The sequence below is a fragment of the Fulvimonas soli genome (assembly GCF_003148905.1).
Classification (GTDB): domain Bacteria; phylum Pseudomonadota; class Gammaproteobacteria; order Xanthomonadales; family Rhodanobacteraceae; genus Fulvimonas; species Fulvimonas soli.
This window is the reverse complement of the sequence record NZ_QGHC01000004.1, coordinates 335376-357425: the sequence shown is the minus strand read 5'-3', so window position 1 is coordinate 357425 and position 22050 is coordinate 335376. Positions and strand designations below refer to the sequence as shown.

Sequence of the window (22050 nt, the reverse complement as noted above, 5' to 3'; positions counted from 1 at the left end):
GCGTGGCCGCTCCCGCGAGCCGCACCCTGCGCGGCCGGCGCGACCTGCTCGCGCCGGCCGCGGCGTTTCCGGCGCGCTACCCGGCCCTGCTGGAGAGCGTGGTGCACGGCACGCCGCAGGCGCGCCACGACATCCTGTTCGCCTTCCCGCGCGACGCGCTCGCGCTGGACGCCGGCGGCGTGCTGCGCGACGGCCGCGGCGCGGCGCGGCCGGGCGGCTCCTTCCTCGACGCGCTCGACGCGCGCTGGCGGGCCGAACGCCTGCCGCGCGCGGACGACGGCCTGCCGTTCCACGGCGGCTGGGTGCTGTTCCTCGCCTACGAGCTGGCCGGCGCGATCGAGCTGCGCCTGCGCCTGCCGTGCGAGCCGGCCCTGCCGGTGGCGCTGGCGCTGCGCTGCCCGGCGGCGGCGATCGTCGACCACGCGCGCGACTGCACGGTGCTGGTGGCCGAGCCCGGCGCGGAGGCGCTGCTCGACGCGCTGGAACGCGACCTCGCGGCGGCGTGGCACGCGCTCGCGCCGCCCGCGCCGCTGGCGATCGAGGAGGACGACCCCGCGCGCTTCCTCGACGGCGTGGCGCGCATCCACCGGCACCTGCTCGACGGCGACATCTTCCAGGCCAACCTCTCGCGCGCCTGGCGCGCGCGCTACGCCGAGCCGCCCGCGCCGGCCGCGCTGTACGCGGCGCTGCGGCGCGCCAACCCCGCGCCGTTCGCCGGCCTGCTGCAGCAGCCGGGCTGGGCGGTGGCCAGCTCCTCGCCGGAGCGGCTGGTCGAGGTGCGCGGCGGCGAGGCGCAGACCCGCCCGATCGCCGGCACCCGCCCGCGCGTGCCGGGCGACGACGAGGCCGCGCGCATCCGCGAGCTGGCCTCGCACCCGAAGGAGCGCGCCGAGCACGTGATGCTGATCGACCTGGAGCGCAACGACCTCGGCCGCGTGTGCCGCCCCGGCAGCGTGCGGGTGGACGAGCTGATGGTGGTGGAGAGCTACGCGCACGTGCACCACATCGTCTCCAACGTGCGCGGTACCCTGCGCGGGGAGGTGACGCCGGGACAGGTGATCGCGGCGACCTTCCCCGGCGGCACCATCACCGGCTGCCCGAAGGTGCGCTGCATGGAGATCATCGCCGCGCTGGAGCAGGCGCCGCGCGGCGCCTACACCGGCGCGCTGGGCTACCTCGACCGCAGCGGCGACATGGACCTCAACATCCTGATCCGCACGCTCGCCCAGGTCGGCGCCACGGTGAGCCTGCGCGCGGGCGCCGGCATCGTCGCCGACTCGGTGGCGGAGAAGGAGCTGGACGAGACCCGCGCCAAGGCGCGCGGCCTGCTGCGCGCGCTGGGAGCGGCCGGCTGATGGACGCCGCGCCGCGCATGCGGGTGAACGGCGTGGCCGCCGCCGCGGTCGGCGCGGCCGACCGCGGCCTGGCCTACGGCGACGGCCTGTTCGAGACGGTGCGCTTCGTCGGCGCCGGCGCGCCGCTGTGGGCGCGCCACATGGAGCGGCTGGCGCGCGGCTGCGCGCGCCTGGGCCTGCCGCCGCCCGATCCCGCGCTGCTGCTGCGCGAGGCGCGCGCGGTGGGCGAGGGGCTGGACGCCGCGGTGGTGCGCATCACGCTCACCCGCGGCGAAGGGCCGCGCGGCTACGCGCCGCCGGCCGCGCCTTCGCCCACGCGCATCGTCGCCGCCTTCCCGCCGCCGCCGCCGCGCGCGCAGGACTACCGCGACGGCGTCCGCGTGCGCACCTGCGGACTGCGCCTGGCGGAGCAGCCGCGGCTGGCCGGCCTCAAGCACCTCAACCGGCTCGAACAGGTGCTGGCGCGCGCCGAGTGGAACGACCCGGCCATCGCCGAGGGGCTGCTGCTGGACGCCGCGGGGCGGGTGGTCTCGGCCACCGCGGCCAACCTGTTCGCGGTGCTCGACGGCGAGCTGGTCACGCCCGCGCTCGACCGCTGCGGCGTGGCCGGCGTGGCGCGCGCCGAGATCATGGCCGTGCGCGCGGTGCGCGAGGCCGAGCTGAAGCCGGACCGACTGGCCGCGGCCAGCGAGCTCTTCCTATCTTCGAGCGTGCGCGGCATCCTGCCGGTCCGGGCCTGGGACGCGCGCGCCTGCGCGGTCGGCCCGGTCACGCGCGCCCTGCAACGGCACTGGCGCGAGCTGGGTTTCCCGATGGAGGCTGGATGAGTCGCAAAACGATGCGGGGCAAGGCCGTCCTGCGCACGCTGGCGTTGCTCGCGTTGCTGGCCGTGGCCGCCGGCGCGGCCTGGGGCTGGTACGACTTCTCCCGCTTCGCCGCCGCGCCGCTGGCCGCCACCGGCCCGGACCAGTCGATCGACGTGGAGCGCGGCAGCAACTTGCGCACCGTGGTCGCGCGGCTGCAGCAGCGCGGCTCCACCCGCGCGCCGGCGCTGTACTGGCGCGCGCTCGCCGCGCTGATGCGCGTGTCCGGCCGCCTGCACGCGGGCGAGTACGCGCTGCCCGCGGGCATCACCCCGCGCGCGCTGCTGGCCGACATGGCGGACGGGCGGGTGGTGAGGCACAACTTCACCATCGTCGACGGCTGGACCTTCCGCGAGCTGCGCGACGCGCTGAACCGCGCCGACAAGCTGCGGCACGACAGCGCCGCGCTCGACGACGCCGGCGTGATGAAGGCGATCGGCGCGCCGGACGAGACGCCGGAGGGCCGCTTCCTGCCCGAGACCTACGCCTACCTGAAGGGCGACAGCGATCTGGAGGTGCTCAGGCGCGCGCACGCGGCGATGGCCAGGACCCTCGACGAGCTGTGGCCGCAGCGCGACCCGGCGCTGCCGCTGGCCACGCCTTACGAGGCGCTGATCCTCGCCTCCATCGTGGAGAAGGAGACCGGCCGCGCCGACGAGCGGGCGAAGATCGCCGGCGTGTTCGTGCGGCGGCTGGAGAACCACATGCTGCTGCAGACCGACCCCAGCGTGATCTACGGCATGGGCGCGGGCTACGCCGGCAACATCCGCCGCAGCGACCTCGCCGCCGACACCCCGTACAACACCTACACCCGGCCCGGCCTGCCGCCCACGCCGATCGCGCTGCCGGGCAGGCCGGCGCTGCAGGCGGCGCTGCACCCGGCGCCGGGCGACGCGCTGTACTTCGTCGCGCGCGGCGACGGCAGCCACGTGTTCGCCAGCACGCTGGCCGAGCACAACCGCAACGTCGCCTGCTACCAGCTGAAGCGCTGCCCATGAGCGCGCGCGGACGCTTCATCACGCTGGAAGGCGGCGAGGGCGCGGGCAAGAGCACCCTGCTGGCCGGCCTGCGCGGGCACATCGTCCGGCACGGCATCGACCTGGTGCAGGCGCGCGAGCCGGGCGGCACCGTGCTGGGCGAGGCGGTGCGCGCCATCGTGCTCGATCCCGCGCAGCGCGGCATGGCCGCCGAGGCCGAGCTGCTGCTGATGTTCGCCGCGCGCGCGCAGCTCGTGCGCGAGCTGGTCGAGCCGGCGCTGGCGCGCGGGCAGTGGGTGCTGTGCGACCGCTACGCCGACGCCAGCTACGCCTACCAGGGCGGCGGGCGCGGCCAGCCGGCCGAGCGCATCGCCGAGCTGGAACGCTGGGCCTGCGACGGCGTGAAGCCCGACCTCACCCTGCTGCTGGACCTGCCGGTGGCGACCGGCCGCGCGCGCGCCGCCGGGCGCGGCGAGGCCGACCGCATCGAGGCGGAGGCCGACGCCTTCTTCGAGCGCGTGCGCGCCGCCTACCGCGCGCGCGCCGCGGCGGAGCCGGCGCGCTTCCGCGTGATCGACGCCGGCCAGCCGGCGGAGCGCGTGCTGGCCGCCGCCGTCGCGGCGCTCGCGCCGCTGCTGCAGGAGGCTGCGCCATGACCGCGCCGCCCTGGCACGCCGAGCACTGGGAACGGCTGCAGGCGCGCCGCCGCCGCGACGCGCTGCCGCACGCGCTGCTGCTGTGCGGCCCCGCCGGCCTGGGCAAGCGCGACTTCCTGCGCCGCTTCGTGCAGGGCCTGCTGTGCCAGCGGCCGCACGACGGCGAGGCCTGCGGGCAGTGCCGCAGCTGCCTGCTGTTCGCCGCGGGCACGCACCCGGACTACGTCGCGCTGGGCTACGGCCTGCGCAAGGACGGCGCGCAGCGCAGCGAGATCGTGGTCGACCAGATCCGCGAGCTGTCCGCGCGGCTGGCGATGGCCAGCCAGTTCGGCGGCTGGCAGGTGGTGGCGATCGACCCGGCCGACGCGATGAACGCCGCCGCCGCCAACGCGCTGCTCAAGACGCTGGAGGAACCCACGCCGCAGACCCTGCTGCTGCTGGTGGCCGACGCGCCGTGGCGGCTGCCGCAGACCATCCGCAGCCGCTGCCAGCGCATCGAGTTCCACCTGCCCGCGCGCGGGCAGGCGCTGGCCTGGCTGCAGGCGCAGGGCGTGGCCGAGGCCGCGGCGGCGCTCGACGCCGCGGGCGGCAACCCCGGCCTGGCGCGCGACTGGGCCGGGCAGGGCGCGCTGGCGCGGCGGCAGGAGGTGCGCAAGGACCTGGCCGCGCTGGCCGCCGGGCGCGGCGAGCCGCTGGAGGTGGCGCGGCGCTGGCTGGACGGCGAGCCGGAGCAGCGGCTGTGGTTCGCCGCGCAGGCCGCGGCCGACGAGGCGCGCGCGCGCGCGGCGGGCGCCGCGCCGCCGCTCGCCAGCCAGCTCGACGGCGAGGCGCTGGACGCCTGGTTCGCCGCCGCCAACCGCACGCGCGACGCGCTGCGCGGTCCGCTGCGCGGCGACCTGCTGCTGCTCGAACTGCTTTCCCGCTGGCGCTGAGGCGCATGGCCGCCGGTCCGTCGCGCATCCCGCAGGCCCCGGCCCGCAGCGCCCGCGTGGTGACCGCGCCGGCGGCGGGCTGGCCGGGGCCGGCGGCCGGCACGCGGCTGCTGGTGGTCGCGCCGCACCCGGACGACGAGACGATCGCCGCGGGCGAGCTGATCCAGCAGGCGCGCGCGGCCGGCGGCGCGGTGCGCGTGCTGCTGCTCACCGACGGCGACGACAACCCCTGGCCGCAGCGCTGGATCGAGCGGCGCATCCGCATCGGCGCCGCGGAGCGGCAGCGCTGGGGACGGCGCCGCCGCGCGGAACTGCACGAGGCGCTCGACCTGCTCGGCGTGCCGGCCGCCGACCTGCGCGCGCTGGGCTGGCCGGACATGGGCCTCACCGCGCTGCTGCGGCGTCCGCCGGCGCAATGGCGGACGCCGCTGCTGCGCGAGCTGGACGACTTCCGCCCCGACACCGTCGTGGTGCCCGCGCTGGCCGACCGCCATCCCGACCACGGCGCGGCCCACGTGCTGCTGCGCCTCGCGCTGGCCGCCTGGGACGGCCCGCCGCCGGCGCTGCTGGACTACCTGGTGCACGGCCGGGAGGCGGCGGACGCGGGCCGGGCGATCGAGCTGCCGTGCGTCCAGGCGTTCCGCCGCACCAAGCTGCTGGCGCTGGAGCGCCACCGCAGCCAGCTCGCGCTGAGCGCCGGCCGCGTACGCCGGCTGGCCGGGCGGGCGGAGCGCTTCGGGGCGGTCGCGCCCGGCGGTGGCGCGGCGGCCCTGCCGTGGCGGCCCGCGGCGCCGCTGCGCCCGTGGCTGCGGCTGACCGTGGCCGACGCGGACGGCGCGCGCACGTGGCGCTGGCCGCAGGCGCCGCTGCGCCGCGACGGCGCCGGCTGGCGGCTGGCGGCGGCCGCGGGGCAGGGGCCGCGCTTCGCCAAGCTGCACCTGGACCTGCCCTCGCCGTGGATCTTCGACCACTGGGGCTGGCGCGAACTGTAGGCGCGCGCGAATTCCCGGCCTCGGCGCTTTGCGCCCCGCCGCCGGCCTCGCTAGGATGCCCGGCACCGCCGGCATCCTTTCCCGGCGGACCGTCAGGAGCCGGCATGAACCCCGTCGCCGCCCGCCAGGGCATCATCTCGCTGAAGATCAAGGACGCGGCCGCGCTCTACAACGCCTACATGCCGTTCCTCAAGAACGGCGGCCTGTTCGCGCCCACCGCGCAGCGCTACGCGCTGGGCGACGAGGTGGTGCTGCTGATCACCCTCACCGACGAGACCGAGCGCCTGTCGGTGGCCGGCAAGGTGGTGTGGATCACCCCGGTCGGCGCGCAGGGCAACCGCACCGCCGGCATCGGCGTGCACTTCAACGAGTCCAGCGACGGCGAGGTGGCGCGCCAGCGCATCGAGAACATCCTCGCCGGCGTGCTCGGCTCCGAGCGGCCCACGCACACGATGTGAACGCGCGGCCGCGCCGCGGAGCCGGCGATCCGGCCATCGTCAAGGCTTGTCGCGGTACCCGCACGCGCTGATACAATGCCGCGGTTCACGAGCTTGAATCGTGTAAACCGGCTGCCCGCGTGCTCCCCGACGCGAGCGGCCGTGGCTCGACGAGCCCTGCTGCCAGCGGCTTGCCGAACGGAAGTGGACGGACCGCGCCCCCGCGGTCACTGATGCGCCCTTGAGTGCGCGGAGGTAGGTATCACCGTGCTTGCCGAATACTGGCCCATCCTGCTGTTCATCGGCGTCGCCGGCGGCCTCGGCGTGGTGCTGCTGGCGATCGGCCTGCTGGCCGGCCCGCGCCGCCCCGAGTCGGAAAAGCTCTCGCCCTACGAGTGCGGCTTCGAGGCCTTCGAGGACGCGCGCATGCGCTTCGACGTGCGCTACTACCTGCTGGCCATCCTGTTCATCATCTTCGACCTGGAAATCGCCTTCCTGTTCCCGTGGGCGGTGGTGTTCAAGCAGATCGGCATCGTGGCGCTGATCGAGATGGCGCTGTTCCTGCTGCTGCTGGTGGTCGGCTTCGCTTACGTGTGGAAGAAGGGAGCGCTCGAATGGGAGTGATGTCCGCCATCGACCGGGTGATGCACAACCCGCAGCCGCTGAACCTGGTGGACGACATCCTGCGTCCGGCCGGCGACAACCCGGTGGTGCAGCGCGGCTTCGTCACCACCAGCGTGGACGCGCTGATGAACTGGGCGCGCACCGGCTCGATGTGGCCGATGACCTTCGGCCTGGCCTGCTGCGCGGTGGAGATGATGCACGCCGGCGCCGCGCGCCTGGACCTGGACCGCTACGGCGTGATCTTCCGCCCCAGCCCGCGCCAGTCCGACGTGATGATCGTGGCCGGCACCCTGGTCAACAAGATGGCCCCGGCGCTGCGCAAGGTCTACGACCAGATGCCCGACCCCAAGTGGGTGATCTCGATGGGCAGCTGCGCCAACGGCGGCGGCTACTACCACTACTCCTACTCCGTGGTGCGCGGTTGCGACCGCATCGTGCCGGTGGACATCTACGTGCCGGGCTGCCCGCCCACGGCCGAGGCGCTGATCCACGGCATCCTGCAGCTGCAGAAGAAGATCCGCCGCACCCACACCATCGCGCGCTCGTGAATGGCACGTTTCTGAAGGCGCCGCCCCATGACTGACACGCAAAAGACCTCGCTGGCCGAGCGCCTCGCCGCCCGGTTCGGCGACACGCTGAAGATCGGCGTCGCGCGCGACGAGACCACCGCCGAGGTGGCCGCGGCCGACCTGCTCGCGGTGGCCGCCGCGCTGCGCGACGAGCCGGAGTTCCGCTTCGGCGAGCTGATCGACCTGTGCGGCATCGACTACCTCGGCTACGGCCAGACCGAGTGGAACACCGAGACCGTCTCCGGCACCGGCTTCTCGCGCGGCGTCGAGGGCGAGGCGGTGGGCCGCTTCAGGTGGGAGAACCGCCCGCGCGCCGGCCACCAGCCGCGCCGCTTCGCCGCGGTGGTCCACCTGCTGTCGATCGAGCTCAACCAGCGCCTGCGCCTGCGCGCCTTCTGCGAGGACGACAGCCTGCCGGTGCTGCCCTCGCTCACCGGCGTCTGGCCGGGCGCGAACTGGTTCGAGCGCGAGGCCTTCGACCTCTACGGCATCCTGTTCGAGGGGCACCCGGACCTGCGCCGCATCCTCACCGACTACGGCTTCGTGGGCCATCCGTTCCGCAAGGACTTCCCGCTGATCGGCAACGTCGAGGTGCGCTACGACCCGGAGCAGAAGCGCGTGGTGTACGAGCCGGTGTCGATCGAGCCGCGCGTGCTGGTGCCGCGCGTGATCCGCGACGACGCCGACCTGGTTCAGGCCAGGGCCGAAGCCGCCGACGACTGGCGGAGGAACTGATCCGATGGCGCAGGAAATCCGCAACTACACGATGAACTTCGGCCCGCAGCATCCCGCTGCGCACGGCGTGCTGCGCCTGGTGCTGGAAATGGACGGCGAGACCATCGTGCGCGCCGACCCGCACGTTGGCCTGCTCCACCGCGGCACCGAGAAGCTGGCCGAGTCCAAGCCGTTCAACCAGTCGATCGGCTACATGGACCGCCTCGACTACGTGTCGATGATGTGCAACGAGCACGCCTACGTGCGCGCCATCGAGACCCTGTTGGGGCTAGAGGCGCCGGAGCGCGCGCAGTACATCCGCACGATGTTCGACGAGATCACGCGCATCCTGAACCACCTGATGTGGATCGGCTCGAACGCGCTCGACCTCGGCGCGATGGCGGTGTTCCTGTACGCCTTCCGCGAGCGCGAGGAGCTGATGGACGTCTACGAGGCGGTGTCGGGCGCGCGCATGCACGCCACCTACTACCGCCCCGGCGGCGTCTACCGCGACCTGCCGGACCGCATGTCGCAGTACCGCGAGTCGCCCTGGCACAAGGGCAAGGACCTCAAGCGCCTGAACAGCTGGCGCGAGGGCTCCATGCTCGACTTCCTCGACGCCTTCACCGCGGACTTCCCGTCCAAGGTGGACGAGTACGAGGAGCTGCTCACCAACAACCGCATCTGGAAGCAGCGCACCGTCGGCATCGGCGTGGTGTCGCCGGAGGTGGCCCAGCAGTGGGGCATGACCGGCGTGATGCTGCGCGGCTCCGGCATCGCCTGGGACCTGCGCAAGAAGCAGCCCTACGCCAAGTACGCCGAGATGGACTTCGACATCCCGGTGGGCGTGGGCGGCGACTGCTACGACCGCTACCTCGTGCGCGTGGAGGAGATGCGCCAGTCCAACCGCATCATCCGGCAGTGCGTGGAATGGCTGCGCGCCAACCCCGGCCCGGTGATGGTGGAGAACTTCAAGGTCGCCCCGCCCAAGCGCGAGGCGATGAAGGAGAGCATGGAAGCGCTGATCCACCACTTCAAGCTGTTCACCGAGGGCTACGGCGTGCCGGCCGGCGAGACCTACGCCGCGGTCGAGGCGCCCAAGGGCGAGTTCGGCTGCTACCTGGTCTCCGACGGCGCCAACAAGCCGTTCCGCGTGCACCTGCGCGCGCCCGGCTTCGCCCACCTCTCGTCGATCGACACCGTCGTCAAGGGCCACATGCTGGCCGACGTGGTGGCGATGATCGGCACCTACGACCTCGTGTTCGGCGAAGTCGACCGCTGAAGGTCCGGAGGAAACCCCACCCATGAAAGCCACCGGCAACTACGAGCAGGTCAGGCACGTCGACCCGCTCGCCGTGCTCAGCGAGCACACCCGCCACCACATCGACCACTGGGTCGCCAAGTTCCCGCCGGACCGCAAGCGCTCGGCGCTGATCCAGGCGCTGTTCGCGGCGCAGGAGCAGAACCAGGGCTACCTCACCGACGAGCTGATCACCGCGGTGGCCAGGTACCTGGACCTGCCGGCGATCTGGGCCTACGAGGTGGCCAGCTTCTACTCGATGCTGGAGACCCGGCCGGTCGGCCGCAACAACGTGGCGATCTGCACCAACATCTCCTGCTGGCTCAACGGCGCCGAGGACATCGTGCGCCACTGCGAGAGGAAGCTGGGCATCAAGCTCGGCGAGAGCACCCCGGACGGGCGCGTCTACCTCAAGCGCGAGGAGGAATGCATCGCCGCCTGCGCCTGCGCGCCGGCGATGACGGTCAACGGCCACTACCACGAGCGTCTCACGATCGAAAAGGTCGACGAGATCCTCGACGCACTCAAGTAAGGGCAGGGCGATGGCATACGGTCCCGCACCCCAGGAACACCAGGTCGTCTACACCACGCTGCACTTCGACAAGCCGTGGGCGATGGACAGCTATACCCAGGTCGGCGGCTACGAGGCGTGGAGGAAGATCCTCGCCGAGAAGCCCGACCCGGCCGCGCTGATCGAGGAGATCAAGAAGAGCAACCTGCGCGGCCGCGGCGGCGCGGGCTTCCCCACGGGCCTGAAGTGGTCGTTCATGCCCAAGGGCGACATGCAGAAGTACATCCTGTGCAACTCGGACGAGTCCGAGCCGGGCACCTGCAAGGACCGCGACATCCTGCGCTTCAACCCGCACGCGGTGATCGAGGGCATGGCGATCGCCTGCTACTGCACCGGCTCGACGGCGGCCTACAACTACCTGCGCGGCGAATTCCACCACGAGCCCTTCGAGCACTTCGAGGAGGCGCTCAAGGAGGCCTACGCGGCCGGCCTGCTGGGCAGGAACATCCAGGGCACCGGCATCGACGTGGACATCTACGCCGCGCTCGGCGCCGGCGCCTACATCTGCGGCGAGGAAACCGCGCTGATGGAGTCGCTGGAGGGCAAGAAGGGCCAGCCGCGCTTCAAGCCGCCGTTCCCGGCCAACTTCGGCCTGTACGGCAAGCCCTCGACGATCAACAACACCGAGACCTACGCCTCGGTGCCGGCGATCATCCGCAAGGGCGCCGACTGGTTCCTCAGGCAGAGCAGGACCAAGAACGGCGGCCCGAAGATCTTCTCGGTCTCCGGCTGCGTGCAGAAGGGCGGCAACTTCGAGGTGCCGCTGGGCACCACCTTCGACGAGCTGCTGGAGATGGCCGGCGGCCTGCGCCCGGGCCGCACGCTGAAGGGCGCGATCCCGGGCGGCGTGTCGATGCCGGTGCTGCGCGCCGAGCAGCTCAAGGGGCTGCCGATGGACTACGACACCCTGCGCGACCTCAAGACCGGCCTGGGCTCGGGCGCCATCGTGGTGCTGGACGACAGCGTGTGCTGCGTGCGCTTCACCCGCCGCATCTCGCGGTTCTTCCACAAGGAGAGCTGCGGCCAGTGCACGCCGTGCCGCGAGGGCACCGGCTGGATGCACCGCGTGCTGGACCGCATCGTGGAAGGCAAGGGCACGCTGGACGACCTGCACCGCCTGAAGGCGATCGCCGGCCAGATCGAGGGCCACACCATCTGCGCCTTCGGCGAGGCGGCGGCCTGGCCGATCCAGGGCTTCCTGCGCCAGTTCTGGGACGAGTTCGAGTACTACATCGTCAACGGCCGCTCGATGGTCGATGCGCGGATGGAGGCGGCCGCATGAACGCGACGCCGCTGTCCTCGAACAGGGAATCGGGAGTCGGGAATCGGGAATCGGCCCAGGCCGCGCGCTCGCGTTCCCCGTTCCCCGTTCCCCGTTCCCCGTTCCCCGCTCCACAGGGAGTCGCCGCATGAGTGCGCAGCCCGCCAACCACGCCGCGCCCGATCTGCTCAACGTCGAGATCGACGGCAAGCCCACGCAGATCCGCAAGGGCGCCATGATCATCGAGGCGGCCGACGCCATCGGCGTGGCCATCCCGCGCTTCTGCTACCACCGCAAGCTGCCGATCGCCGCCAACTGCCGCATGTGCCTGGTCGAGGTGGAGATGGGCGGCAAGCCCATGCCCAAGCCGCAGCCGGCCTGCGCCACGCCGGTGGCCGAGGGCATGAAGGTCAGGACCCGCTCCGACGCCGCCCTGAAGTTCCAGAAGGACGTGATGGAGTTCCTGCTGATCAACCACCCGCTGGACTGCCCGATCTGCGACCAGGGCGGCGAGTGCGAGCTGCAGGACGTGGCGCTGGGCTACGGCCGCAGCGTGTCGCGCTACACCGAGCGCAAGCGCACCATCGCCGACGAGAACCTCGGCTCGCTGGTCGCCACCGAGATGACCCGCTGCATCCAGTGCACGCGCTGCGTGCGCTTCACCAGCGAGATCGCCGGCACCTACGAGCTGGGCGGCATGAGCCGCGGCGACAACCTGCAGATCGGCACCTACATCGGCAAGACGCTGGAGACGGAGCTGTCGGGCAACATCATCGACGTGTGCCCGGTCGGCGCGCTCACCAACAAGCCGTTCCAGTACAAGGCGCGCGCCTGGGAGCTGGTGGCCAGACCGTCGGTCGCCTACCACGACGCGCTGGGCTCCAACCTGTGGCTGCACACCCGCCGCGGCGAGGTGCTGCGCACCGTGCCGCGCGACAACGAGGCGATCAACGAGTGCTGGCTGTCCGACCGCGACCGCTACAGCCACGAGGGACTGTACGCCGCCGACCGCCTGCGCGCGCCGGAGGTCAGGCGCAACGGCCAGTGGCAGGCCACCACCTGGGACGACGCGCTGGCCGTCGCCGCCGAGGCGCTCAGGAGCGTGCCGGGCGGCGAGCTGGGCATCCTGGCGCACCCGGCCACCACCGACGAGGAAGGCGACCTGCTGGTGCGCCTGGCGCGCGGCCTCGGCAGCCCGCACCTGGACCACCGCCTGCGCCAGCTCGACTTCGCCGATGGCGCCGCGGCGCAGCCGTTCGCGCTGCCGGCGGCCGAGGTGCAGGAGGTCAGGGCCGCACTGCTGGTCGGCTCCGACCTGCGCCGCGAGATGCCGCTGCTCAACCACCGCCTGCACCAGGCGGTGAAGAAGGGCGCCAAGGTCTACGCGGTGAACCCGGCACGCTTCGACTTCAACTACCGGCTGGCCGGCGAGGCCATTACGGCGCCGCAGGCGCTGGCCGACGCGCTGCTGGCGCTGGCCCGCGCCGCCGTGGCGGAAGGCGCGGGCGCGCCGGCCGCGCTGGCGGAGGCGATCAACGCGGCCGCGAGCGACGAGGGCGACCACGCGGCGATCGCCGCGCTGAAGTCCGGCAAGGCGGTGGTGATCCTCGGCGAGGCCGCGGTCACCCATCCGCAGGCCTCCTGGCTGCGCGCGCTCGCCCGCTTCATCGCGCAGGCCACCGGCGCGGGCTACGACGAGCTGCCGGTGGGCGCCAACGCCGTCGGCCTGGCCCGGCTCGGCGTGCTGCCGGGCAATGGCGGCCTGGACGCGCAGGCGATGCTGGCGCAGCCGCGCCAGGCCTACGTGCTGTACGGCGCGGAGCCGCCGCACGACTTCGCCGACGGCGCCGCCGCGCTGAAGGCGCTGCGCGACGCGCGGGTGGTGGCGTTCAGCGCCTTCGCCCCGCCGGCGCTGCGCGAGGTGGCCGACGTGATCCTGCCGATCGCGCTGCTGCCGGAAACCGACGGCACGCTGGTCAACGTCGACGGCCTGGCGCAGCAGGTGCGGGCCGGCGCGAAGGCGCCGGGCGAGGCGCGCGACGGCTGGAAGGTGCTGCGCGCGCTGGGCGGCCTGATGCAGCTGCCGAGCTTCGAGTTCGACGACCTGGCCGGGCTGCGCGACGGCATCGTCGCGCGCCCCGCCGCGCCGCGCGAGGGCCGCCTGGCCCCGCGGCCGGCCGCCGCCGGCCTGACCCGCCTGGCGACCTGGCCGATCTACCGCGTCGACGCGGTGCTGCGCCGCGCGGGCGCGCTCAACGCGCACCCGCTCAACCGTGCGCCGGCCGTGCGGGTGAACGCGGACGAGGCGCAGCGGCTCGGCCTGGCCGGCGCCGCCGCGGTGCGCGTGGCCGACGCCGTGCTGCCGCTCGTCGTCGACCCCGCGGTGCCCGACGGCGCCGCCTGGGTCGAGGCCGCGCAGGACTCCACCGCCACGCTGCCGCCGTACGGCGCGGCCATCACCGTGAGCAAGGCGTAACCCATGGGCGAACAGATCCTCAACCAGGTCGTCTGGCCGGTCGTCTACATCCTGTGCATCGCGGTGCCGCTGATCCTGGCGGTGGCCATGTTCGTGTACTGGGAGCGCAAGGTCATCGGCTGGATGCACGTGCGCATGGGACCGAACAAGATCGGTCCGCTCGGCCTGCTGCAGGCCTTCGCCGACGTGGTCAAGCTGCTGATCAAGGAAGTGATCCTGCCGACCAACGCGAACAGGTTCCTGTACTACCTCGCGCCGCTGCTCGCGCTGGTGCCCGCGTTCGCCGCCTGGTCGGTGATCCCGTTCGGCGAGAGGATGGTGCTGGCCAACGTCAACGCCGGCCTGCTGTACCTGCTGGCGATGACCTCGATGGGCGTGTACGGCATCATCCTCGCCGGCTGGGCCTCCAACTCGCGCTACGCGCTGCTCGGCGCGATGCGCTCGGCGGCGCAGGTGATCTCCTACGAGCTGGCGATGGGCCTGTGCCTGGTCTGCGTGCTGGTGCTGGCCGGCTCGCTCAACCTCACCGACATCGTGCACGCGCAGGCCGGCGGCAAGGGCCTGCTCGACTGGTTCTGGCTGCCGCTGCTGCCGGTGTTCGTGATCTACTTCGTGTCCGGCGTGGCCGAGACCAACCGCGCGCCGTTCGACGTGGCCGAGGGCGAGTCGGAGATCGTCGCCGGCTTCCACGTGGAGTATTCCGGCTCGGCCTTCGCGATCTTCTTCCTGGCCGAGTACGCCAACATGATCCTGGTCAGCTTCCTGGCCTCGGTCCTGTTCCTGGGCGGCTGGCTGAGCCCGTTCCCGCCCTCGTGGGGCTGGATCGGGCAGGGCAGCTTCGCCTGGCTGTTCGTCAAGGCCTTCGTGTTCGCCTTCCTGTTCCTGTGGTTCCGCGCCAGCTTCCCGCGCTACCGCTACGACCAGATCATGCGGCTGGGCTGGAAGGTGTTCATCCCGATCTCGATCGTGTGGGTGCTGGTGGCCGGCTGCATGAAGTACTTCGGCTGGGTCGTCACGGGAGCCTGAGGATGAGCGGCTATCGCAAGTACCGGCCCCTCACCCCGATCCCCTCCCCGGAGGGGAGAGGAGGCGAACGCAAAAGGCCCGCTCATGGCGAGCACCGGTCCCTCGTCCGGCCCCTGCGGGGCCACCTACATTCGGGCCATCCCTGGCCCTCACCCTCAGGGCGGCTTGCGCCGTGCAAGTCGGCAATCCCGCCGATTTGTCTCCCCGGCGGGGAGAAGGGGAGCATGCCGAGATCTTTTTCATGAACCGCATAGCCAGCTACTTCAAGAGCCTGCTGCTGATCGAGCTGTTCAAGGGCATGGGCCTGACCATGCGCTACATGTTCAGCCCGAAGTACACGATGCGCTACCCGATGGAGCACATCCCCAAGTCCAGCCGCTTCCGCGGGCTGCACGCGCTGCGCCGCTACCCGAACGGCGAGGAGCGCTGCATCGCCTGCAAGCTGTGCGAGGCGGTGTGCCCGGCGCTGGCCATCACCATCGACTCGGCGCCGCGCGAGAGCGACGGCCAGCGCCGCACCACGCGCTACGAGATCGACCTGTTCAAGTGCATCTTCTGCGGTTTCTGCGAGGAGAGCTGCCCGGTCGACTCGATCGTGGAGACGCACGTGCACGAGTACCACTTCGAGCATCGCGGCGAGAACGTGGTGACCAAGCCGCAGCTGCTCGCCATCGGCGACCGCTTCGAGGCGGAGATCGCCGCGGCCCGCGCCCAGGATGCGGCGTACCGCTAAGGCACCGACGACATGATCGATCCCAACCTGTTCCAACTCGTCTGCTTCTACGCCTTCGCCGCGGTGACCGTGGCGGCGGCGCTGGCGGTGATCACCCTGAAGAACTCGGTGCACGCGGTGCTCGCGCTGGTGCTCACCTTCTTCAGCGCCGCCTGCGTGTGGCTGCTGGCCGAGGCCGAGTTCCTCGCCATCGCGCTGATCGTGGTCTACGTGGGCGCGGTGATGGTGCTGTTCCTGTTCGTGGTGATGATGCTCGACATCAACCAGGAGCAGGTGCGCGAGGGCTTCATCAGGTTCCTGCCGGTGGGCATCGTGGTGGCGCTGGTGATGCTGGCCGAGATGCTGGCGCTGATCGGCGTGCGCGCGATGCGCGCGGTGTCGATGGGGCCGAACCCGGCCGAGGCCGCCGGCCTGTCCAACACCGCCTGGCTGGGCCGCGCGCTGTACACCGACTACCTGCTGCCGTTCGAGGTCGCCGCGCTGATCCTCACCGTCGGCGTGGTCGCCGCGGTGGCGCTGACCCTGCGCAAGCGCCGCGGCGTGCGCCACCAGGACGCCGGCGAGCAGGTGCGGGTCGACCCCAGGAGCCGCATCCGCATCGTCAAGATGGACGCCGTCCGCGCACAGGCGCCCGCCCCGAAGGAGCCGCAGGCATGATCACGCTCTCCCACTACATCGTGTTCGGCGCGGTGCTGTTCTGCATCGCGGTGGCCGGCCTGTTCATCAACCGCAAGAACGTGATCGTGCTGCTGATGGCGATCGAGCTGATGCTGCTGGCGGTGAACACCAACTTCGTGGCGTTCTCGCGCTTCCTCGGCGACGTCTCCGGCCAGGTGTTCGTGTTCTTCATCCTCACCGTGGCGGCGGCCGAGTCCGCCATCGGCCTGGCGATCCTGGTGCTGCTGTTCCGCAACCGCGACACCATCAACATCGCCGAAATCGACGACCTGAAGGGTTGAGCGGATGACTCTCTCCACTTCCATCCTGCTGATCATCGCGCTGGCGCCGCTGGCCGGCTGCCTGCTCGCCGGCTTCCTCGGCAAGGCGATCGGCCGCGCCGGCGCGCACGGCGCCACCATCCTCGGCGTGGCGGTGTCCTGCGCGCTGTCGTTCTGGGTGCTGTACCAGCTGGTCTGGGGCGGTGCGCCGGTCTACAACCAGAACGTCTACACCTGGTTCGAGATCGGCCGCTTCAGCGCCAGCGTCGGCTTCCTGGTGGACCGCCTCACCGCGATGATGATGGTGGTGGTCACCTTCGTCTCGCTGCTGGTGCACGTCTACACCATCGGCTACATGGCGGACGACGACGGCTACCAGCGCTTCTTCAGCTACATCTCGCTGTTCACCTTCTCCATGCTGATGCTCGTGATGAGCAACAACTTCATGCAGCTGTTCTTCGGCTGGGAGGCGGTGGGCCTGGTGTCGTACCTGCTGATCGGCTTCTGGTACAAGCGCCCCACGGCGATCTTCGCCAACCTCAAGGCGTTCCTGGTCAACCGCGTGGGCGACTTCGGCTTCCTGCTGGGCATCGCGGCGGTGCTGTACTTCCTCGGCACGCTGGACTACGGCACCGCCTTCGCCAGCGCCGGCAGCCTGGTCGGCCGCACGCTGCAGGTCACCCAGAACACGCACTGGGACGCGGCCACCGTGATCTGCGTGCTGCTGTTCATCGGCGCGATGGGCAAGTCGGCGCAGGTGCCGCTGCACGTGTGGCTGCCCGACTCGATGGAAGGCCCGACCCCGATCTCGGCGCTGATCCATGCCGCGACGATGGTGACCGCGGGCATCTTCATGGTGGCGCGCATGTCGCCGCTGTACGAGCTGTCCGACGGCGCGCTCAGCTTCGTGATGGTGATCGGCGCCACCGGCGCGCTGTTCACCGGCCTGATCGGCATCGTGCAGAACGACATCAAGCGCGTGGTGGCGTACTCCACGCTGTCGCAGCTGGGCTACATGACGGTGGCACTGGGCGTGTCGGCCTACGCCGGCGCGGTGTTCCACCTGATGACCCACGCCTTCTTCAAGGCGCTGCTGTTCCTGGGCGCGGGCTCGGTGATCATCGCCATGCACCACGAGCAGGACATGCGCTACATGGGCGGCCTGCGCAAGTACATGCCGGTCACCTGGATCACCATGTGGATCGGCTCGCTGGCGCTGGTGGCGATCCCGTTCACCTCGGGCTTCTACTCCAAGGACGCGATCATCGAGGCGGTGGGCGCGTCGCACCGCTGGGGCTCGGGCTACGCCTACTTCTGCGTGCTGGCCGGTGCCTTCGTCACCGCGCTGTACACCTTCCGCCAGATGTACCTGACCTTCCACGGCAAGGAGCGCTTCGTGGTCGTGCACGACCATGGCCACGGCCGCCACGCGCACGACCATGCGCACGGCCACGCCGCGGCGCACGGCCACGGCGGCGCGGACGCGGCGGTGAGCCCGGAGGAGCATCCCAGCGACGAGCCGGGCCACGGCGAGCCGGGCGTGCTGCACCATCCGCCGAAGGAGTCGCCGTGGGTGGTGACCCTGCCGCTGGTGCTGCTGGCGATCCCGTCGCTGCTGGTCGGCTTCCTCACCGTCGGCCCGGTGCTGTTCGGCGGCTGGTTCGGCCAGGCCGTCCGCGTCGAGGAGGCCAACGACGTGCTCGGCGAGCTGGCCCGCGAGTTCCACGGCGCGACGGCGATGGCGCTGCACGGCTTCTGGAGCCTGCCGTTCGGGCTGGTGGTGCTGGCCTTCGCGATCACCACCTACATCTACCTGTTCAATCCGGCCCTGGCCGGGCGCATCAAGCGCGCGTTGAAGCCGCTGTACGTGGTGCTCGACCGCAAGTACTGGTTCGACACGGTGTACTTCGCGGTGTTCGCGCGCGGCGGCGTGGCGCTGGGCCGCGCGCTGTGGAAGGGCGGCGACGCGGCGGTGATCGACGGCGCGCTGGTGAACGGCTCGGCCGGCCTGGTGGAGCGCATCGCCGCCGGGATGCGCCGGCTGCAGTCCGGCTACCTCTACCACTACGCCGTTGCGATGATCCTCGGCCTGGTCCTGCTGCTGGGCGGGTACTGGCTGATCGGCCAAAACGGGCAATAAGGGAAGCAGCTTCATGTTCAATCACCTGCTCAGCCTGCTGATCTGGCTGCCGATCGTCGGCGCGGTGCCCGTGCTGCTGGCCGGCTCGGGCCGGCCCAACCTGGCGCGCTGGCTGTCCCTGGCGGTGGCGGTGCTGACCTTCGCGGTCAGCCTGTTCCTGCTGCCGCAGTTCGACGCCGGCGACAGCGCCATGCAACTGGTGGAAAGCCACGTCTGGATCGCCTCGCTCGGCGTGCACTACGGCCTGGGCGTGGACGGCATCTCGGTGGCGCTGATCCTGCTCACCACCTTCGTCGGCATCCTGGTGATCGTCGGCGCGTGGGAGGTGATCCAGGACAAGCCGCACCAGTACATGGCCGCCATGCTGGTGCTCGAGGGCCTGATGATCGGCGTGTTCTGCGCCACCGACGCGCTGCTGTTCTATGTGTTCTTCGAGGCGATGCTGATCCCGATGTTCATCCTGATCGGCATCTGGGGCGGCCCGCGGCGCGTGTACGCCACGCTGAAGTTCTTCATCTACACCTTCTTCGGCTCGATCTTCATGCTGGTCGGGCTGATCTACCTGTACCTGAAGGCCGGCACCTTCGACCTGCACGCGCTGGCCGCGCTGCCGCTGACCCTGCGCGAGCAGAGCTGGCTGTTCTTCGCCTTCCTGATCGCCTTCGCGGTGAAGGTGCCGATGGTGCCGGTGCACACCTGGCTGCCCGACGCCCACGTGGAGGCGCCGACCGGCGGCTCGGTGGTGCTGGCGGCGGTGATGCTGAAGATCGGCGGGTACGGCTTCCTGCGCTTCTCGCTGCCGATCGTGCCGGACGCCTCCGAGCAGTTCGCCTGGCTGATCATCGTGCTCAGCCTGGTCGCCGTGGTCTACATCGGCTACGTGGCGCTGGTGCAGGAGGACATGAAGAAGTTGGTGGCGTACTCCTCGGTGGCGCACATGGGCTTCGTCACCCTGGGCATCTTCATCGGCTTCCTGCTGGTGCGCGGCGCCGGCAACGCCGACGCCGCCAAGCTCGGCATGCAGGGCGCGATGGTGCAGATGATCTCGCACGGCTTCGTCTCCGGCGCGATGTTCTCCTGCATCGGCGTGATGTACGACCGCCTGCACACCCGCCTGATCAAGGACTACGGCGGCGTGATCAACGTGATGCCGTGGTTCGGCTTCTTCTACGTGCTGTTCGCCATGGCCAACTGCGGCCTGCCGGGTACCAGCGGCTTCGTGGGCGAGTTCATGGTGATCCTGGCCAGCTTCAGCGCCAACCCGTGGATCGCGCTGTTCGCCGCCTTCACCCTGATCATCGGCGCGGCCTACACGCTGTGGATGGTCAAGCGCGTGCTGTGGGGCGACGTCACCAATCCGCACGTGGCCGAGATGAAGGACATCAACGGCCGCGAGACCTTCGTCCTGCTGGCCTTCGCCGCCGCGGTGGTGGCGCTGGGCGTCTGGCCGCAGCCGCTGGTGCACCTGATGGACGGCGCGGTGGGCCAGCTGGTGCAGCAGCTGGGCGTTCACAAGATCTGATCGGGACCGAACATGCCGAACCTCACTGACCTCCTGATCCTGCTGCCCGAGCTGTACCTCACCGCGGCGGCGTGCTTGCTGCTGCTGCTGGACGCCTTCATCAGGCCCGAGCAGCGCAACGTGCTGCACTGGCTGTCGCTGGCCGTGGTGCTGGTGGCGATCTACCTGGTGGTGGCGAACCAGCCGCCGTTCCCGGTCACCGCCTACGGCGGCATGTTCGTGCGCGACGGCGTGGCCGAGATCCTCAAGGTGTTCGCGCTGCTGTGCACCGCGCTGGTGTTCGTCTACGCGCGGCCCTACCTGGCCGACCGCAAGCTGTACGTGGGCGAGTTCTACACGCTGGCGATCTTCGCCACCCTCGGCGTGATGCTGCTGGTCTCGGCCGGCAACCTGGTGATGGTGTACCTGGGGCTGGAGCTGTTGACGCTGTCCTCCTACGCGCTGGTGGCGCTGAACCGCGACTCGGCGCAGTCCTCGGAGGCGGCGATCAAGTACTTCGTGCTGGGCGCGCTGGCCTCGGGCATGCTGCTGTACGGCATGTCGATGGTCTACGGCGCCACCGGCACGCTGGCGCTGGCGCAGCTGCACGGCGCGGCCGCGCACACGGCGATGCCGAACCTGCTGGTGTTCGGGCTGATCTTCGTGATCGTCGGCATCGGCTTCAAGCTCGGCGCGGCGCCGTTCCACATGTGGATCCCGGACGTCTACCAGGGCTCGCCGACCGCGGTCACCGTGTTCATCGGCTCGGCGCCCAAGCTGGCCGCCTTCGGCATGGCCTACCGCCTGCTGGAGACCGGACTGGGCGACCTGGCGCCGCACTGGCAGCAGATGCTGGCCGCGCTGGCGGTGCTCTCGCTGGCGATCGGCAACCTGGTGGCGATCGTGCAGAGCAACCTCAAGCGCCTGCTGGCCTACTCGACCATCTCGCACATGGGCTACCTGCTGCTGGGCCTGGTCAACGCCGGGCCGGAGGGTTACGCCGCGGCGATGTTCTACGCGATCAGCTACGCGCTGATGAGCACCGCGGCCTTCGGCGTGATCCTGGCGCTGGCGCGCGCGGGCTTCGAGTGCGAGGAGATCGACGACTTCAAGGGCCTCAACCAGCGCTCGCCGTGGCTGGCCTTCCTGATGATGCTGGCGATGTTCTCGCTGGCCGGCGTGCCGCCGCTGTTCGGCTTCTTCGCCAAGCTGCTGGTGCTGCAGGCGGCGATCCACGCCGGCATGCTGTGGCTGGCCATCGTCGGCGCGGTGTTCGCCATCGTGGGCCTGTACTACTACCTGCGCGTGGTGAAGGTGATGTACTTCGACAAGCCCGTCGAGGGCAGCGAGGTGCGCGTGCAGCCGGACGCCGGCCTGCGCGTGCTGCTGTCGGTCAACGCGCTGGTGCTGCTGGCGCTGGGCCTGTACTGGGGGCCGCTGCTGGGCTGGTGCCGGGCCGCGTTCCCGGGCTGAGCGGAGCGAAAAGTTTGGCGCGCTGGCTTGCAAGAATCCGGCCATCCCGCTAAACTCCCAAAAATCTGATGCGGGGTGGAGCAGTCTGGCAGCTCGTCGGGCTCATAACCCGAAGGTCGCAGGTTCGAATCCTGCCCCCGCTACCACTTCATCGGAAACGAAAACGGCGCGACCACGGTCGCGCCGTTTTCGTTTCCGGCCCGCATCCGTCCCCGTGCGGATGTGCCCGCCGTCCGCGACGCCAGGGCGTTGCCCGGACGATCCCCCGCGCCGATGGCGCGCAGCGCCGGCGGCTTCCACGCGCATCCGTTCCGCAAGAGCGGGCAAGCCGCTGGTCCATGCCCCGGCATCGAGCGGAGGCGGCGGGCGCCGGGGCCGCAGGTCCGATGCGGGGACGACGGTCCGCGCAATGCAGCGCCGGCCCGCGAAAATTTACAGGCAGGCGAGTAGGGTGGGGGCGTTGCCGGTTCCCGCGATGCGGGAACGAGCGCCGCGGTTCGCCCCGGACGGAG

General features: G+C 71.3%; 21 protein-coding genes and 1 tRNA gene. All 22 read left to right on the top strand.

Features of this window, described 5'->3' with window-relative positions; genetic code table 11:
• Positions 1-2: 2 nt before the first annotated feature.
• The 22 genes from C7456_RS07250 to C7456_RS07145 all read left to right on the top strand — a co-directional run bounded on the left by C7456_RS07250 (position 3) and on the right by C7456_RS07145 (position 21684).
• Positions 3-1355, top strand: coding sequence for an aminodeoxychorismate synthase component I (locus C7456_RS07250; RefSeq protein WP_425454623.1), 1353 nt, complete (start codon positions 3-5; stop codon positions 1353-1355).
• Positions 1355-2182 (top strand): aminodeoxychorismate lyase, encoded by an 828-nt coding sequence (pabC, locus tag C7456_RS07245; protein WP_245889798.1) that lies wholly within the window; start codon positions 1355-1357, stop codon positions 2180-2182. Before C7456_RS07250 ends, pabC begins: the two co-directional genes overlap by 1 nt.
• Complete coding sequence (gene mltG, locus C7456_RS07240) at positions 2179-3216, top strand: endolytic transglycosylase MltG (protein WP_109723066.1); 1038 nt, start codon at positions 2179-2181, stop codon at positions 3214-3216. Before pabC ends, mltG begins: the two co-directional genes overlap by 4 nt.
• On the top strand, positions 3213-3851 hold the full coding sequence (gene tmk / locus C7456_RS07235; protein WP_109723065.1) for a dTMP kinase: 639 nt from the start codon (positions 3213-3215) through the stop codon (positions 3849-3851). The genes mltG and tmk overlap by 4 nt, the downstream gene beginning before the upstream one ends.
• Entirely contained in the window at positions 3848-4783 is a 936-nt protein-coding gene (holB, locus tag C7456_RS07230) for a DNA polymerase III subunit delta' (protein WP_109723064.1), read from the top strand. The genes tmk and holB overlap by 4 nt, the downstream gene beginning before the upstream one ends.
• A 5-nt stretch (positions 4784-4788) precedes the next feature.
• Entirely contained in the window at positions 4789-5775 is a 987-nt protein-coding gene (locus tag C7456_RS07225) for a PIG-L deacetylase family protein (RefSeq protein WP_109723063.1), read from the top strand.
• Positions 5776-5879: 104 nt separating this feature from the next.
• On the top strand, positions 5880-6233 hold the full coding sequence (locus tag C7456_RS07220) for a PilZ domain-containing protein (RefSeq protein ID WP_109723062.1): 354 nt from the start codon (positions 5880-5882) through the stop codon (positions 6231-6233).
• A gap of 246 nt (positions 6234-6479) precedes the next feature.
• Positions 6480-6836, top strand: coding sequence for an NADH-quinone oxidoreductase subunit A (locus C7456_RS07215; RefSeq protein WP_109723061.1), 357 nt, complete (start codon positions 6480-6482; stop codon positions 6834-6836).
• Positions 6827-7384, top strand: coding sequence for a NuoB/complex I 20 kDa subunit family protein (locus C7456_RS07210; RefSeq protein WP_109723060.1), 558 nt, complete (start codon positions 6827-6829; stop codon positions 7382-7384). Before C7456_RS07215 ends, C7456_RS07210 begins: the two co-directional genes overlap by 10 nt.
• Positions 7385-7411: 27 nt before the next feature.
• A complete protein-coding gene (locus tag C7456_RS07205) occupies positions 7412-8140 on the top strand; it encodes an NADH-quinone oxidoreductase subunit C (protein ID WP_109723059.1) in 729 nt (242 codons plus the stop codon).
• Between the two features lie 4 nt (positions 8141-8144).
• Positions 8145-9401, top strand: coding sequence for an NADH-quinone oxidoreductase subunit D (locus tag C7456_RS07200; protein WP_109723058.1), 1257 nt, complete (start codon positions 8145-8147; stop codon positions 9399-9401).
• A 22-nt stretch (positions 9402-9423) separates the two neighbouring features.
• Positions 9424-9951, top strand: coding sequence for an NADH-quinone oxidoreductase subunit NuoE (gene nuoE / locus C7456_RS07195; protein ID WP_109723057.1), 528 nt, complete (start codon positions 9424-9426; stop codon positions 9949-9951).
• A gap of 10 nt (positions 9952-9961) precedes the next feature.
• Positions 9962-11272 carry an NADH-quinone oxidoreductase subunit NuoF gene (gene nuoF / locus C7456_RS07190; protein ID WP_109723056.1) on the top strand — a complete coding sequence of 437 codons (1311 nt, stop codon included), beginning with the start codon at positions 9962-9964 and terminating at the stop codon, positions 11270-11272.
• Between the two features lie 127 nt (positions 11273-11399).
• A complete protein-coding gene (gene nuoG, locus C7456_RS07185; protein ID WP_109723055.1) occupies positions 11400-13727 on the top strand; it encodes an NADH-quinone oxidoreductase subunit NuoG in 2328 nt (775 codons plus the stop codon).
• A 3-nt stretch (positions 13728-13730) separates the two neighbouring features.
• Positions 13731-14753, top strand: coding sequence for an NADH-quinone oxidoreductase subunit NuoH (gene nuoH / locus C7456_RS07180; protein ID WP_109723054.1), 1023 nt, complete (start codon positions 13731-13733; stop codon positions 14751-14753).
• A gap of 241 nt (positions 14754-14994) precedes the next feature.
• Entirely contained in the window at positions 14995-15486 is a 492-nt protein-coding gene (gene nuoI / locus C7456_RS07175) for an NADH-quinone oxidoreductase subunit NuoI (RefSeq protein WP_109723053.1), read from the top strand.
• Positions 15487-15498: 12 nt separating this feature from the next.
• Positions 15499-16143, top strand: a complete 645-nt coding sequence (locus C7456_RS07170) for an NADH-quinone oxidoreductase subunit J (protein WP_211306283.1) — start codon at positions 15499-15501, stop codon at positions 16141-16143.
• Positions 16140-16445, top strand: coding sequence for an NADH-quinone oxidoreductase subunit NuoK (gene nuoK / locus C7456_RS07165; RefSeq protein WP_109723052.1), 306 nt, complete (start codon positions 16140-16142; stop codon positions 16443-16445). Before C7456_RS07170 ends, nuoK begins: the two co-directional genes overlap by 4 nt.
• A 4-nt stretch (positions 16446-16449) precedes the next feature.
• Positions 16450-18564 carry an NADH-quinone oxidoreductase subunit L gene (gene nuoL / locus C7456_RS07160; protein WP_109723051.1) on the top strand — a complete coding sequence of 705 codons (2115 nt, stop codon included), beginning with the start codon at positions 16450-16452 and terminating at the stop codon, positions 18562-18564.
• A gap of 13 nt (positions 18565-18577) precedes the next feature.
• Positions 18578-20086: an NADH-quinone oxidoreductase subunit M gene (locus C7456_RS07155; RefSeq protein WP_109723050.1), complete on the top strand. Its 1509-nt coding sequence runs from the start codon at positions 18578-18580 to the stop codon at positions 20084-20086.
• 12 nt (positions 20087-20098) lie between these two features.
• Positions 20099-21538, top strand: a complete 1440-nt coding sequence (gene nuoN, locus C7456_RS07150; RefSeq protein ID WP_109723049.1) for an NADH-quinone oxidoreductase subunit NuoN — start codon at positions 20099-20101, stop codon at positions 21536-21538.
• A 69-nt stretch (positions 21539-21607) separates the two neighbouring features.
• Positions 21608-21684 (top strand) — tRNA-Met (locus tag C7456_RS07145).
• The last annotated feature ends 366 nt before the right edge of the window (positions 21685-22050 follow it).

Bases quoted from the DNA above. Each gene is read 5' to 3' on its own strand.
- C7456_RS07155 (WP_109723050.1), top strand. From the start codon at position 18,578: ATGTTCAATCACCTGCTCAGCCTGCTGATCTGGCTGCCGATCGTCGGC.
- nuoI (WP_109723053.1), top strand. From the start codon at position 14,995: ATGAACCGCATAGCCAGCTACTTCAAGAGCCTGCTGCTGATCGAGCTG.
- nuoG (WP_109723055.1), top strand. From the start codon at position 11,400: ATGAGTGCGCAGCCCGCCAACCACGCCGCGCCCGATCTGCTCAACGTC.
- pabC (WP_245889798.1), top strand. From the start codon at position 1,355: ATGGACGCCGCGCCGCGCATGCGGGTGAACGGCGTGGCCGCCGCCGCG.
- holB (WP_109723064.1), top strand. From the start codon at position 3,848: ATGACCGCGCCGCCCTGGCACGCCGAGCACTGGGAACGGCTGCAGGCG.
- nuoF (WP_109723056.1), top strand. From the start codon at position 9,962: ATGGCATACGGTCCCGCACCCCAGGAACACCAGGTCGTCTACACCACG.
- nuoK (WP_109723052.1), top strand. From the start codon at position 16,140: ATGATCACGCTCTCCCACTACATCGTGTTCGGCGCGGTGCTGTTCTGC.
- nuoL (WP_109723051.1), top strand. From the start codon at position 16,450: ATGACTCTCTCCACTTCCATCCTGCTGATCATCGCGCTGGCGCCGCTG.
- nuoH (WP_109723054.1), top strand. From the start codon at position 13,731: ATGGGCGAACAGATCCTCAACCAGGTCGTCTGGCCGGTCGTCTACATC.
- C7456_RS07210 (WP_109723060.1), top strand. From the start codon at position 6,827: ATGGGAGTGATGTCCGCCATCGACCGGGTGATGCACAACCCGCAGCCG.
- tmk (WP_109723065.1), top strand. From the start codon at position 3,213: ATGAGCGCGCGCGGACGCTTCATCACGCTGGAAGGCGGCGAGGGCGCG.
- C7456_RS07170 (WP_211306283.1), top strand. From the start codon at position 15,499: ATGATCGATCCCAACCTGTTCCAACTCGTCTGCTTCTACGCCTTCGCC.
- C7456_RS07225 (WP_109723063.1), top strand. From the start codon at position 4,789: ATGGCCGCCGGTCCGTCGCGCATCCCGCAGGCCCCGGCCCGCAGCGCC.
- mltG (WP_109723066.1), top strand. From the start codon at position 2,179: ATGAGTCGCAAAACGATGCGGGGCAAGGCCGTCCTGCGCACGCTGGCG.
- C7456_RS07205 (WP_109723059.1), top strand. From the start codon at position 7,412: ATGACTGACACGCAAAAGACCTCGCTGGCCGAGCGCCTCGCCGCCCGG.
- C7456_RS07220 (WP_109723062.1), top strand. From the start codon at position 5,880: ATGAACCCCGTCGCCGCCCGCCAGGGCATCATCTCGCTGAAGATCAAG.
- nuoE (WP_109723057.1), top strand. From the start codon at position 9,424: ATGAAAGCCACCGGCAACTACGAGCAGGTCAGGCACGTCGACCCGCTC.
- C7456_RS07200 (WP_109723058.1), top strand. From the start codon at position 8,145: ATGGCGCAGGAAATCCGCAACTACACGATGAACTTCGGCCCGCAGCAT.
- nuoN (WP_109723049.1), top strand. From the start codon at position 20,099: ATGCCGAACCTCACTGACCTCCTGATCCTGCTGCCCGAGCTGTACCTC.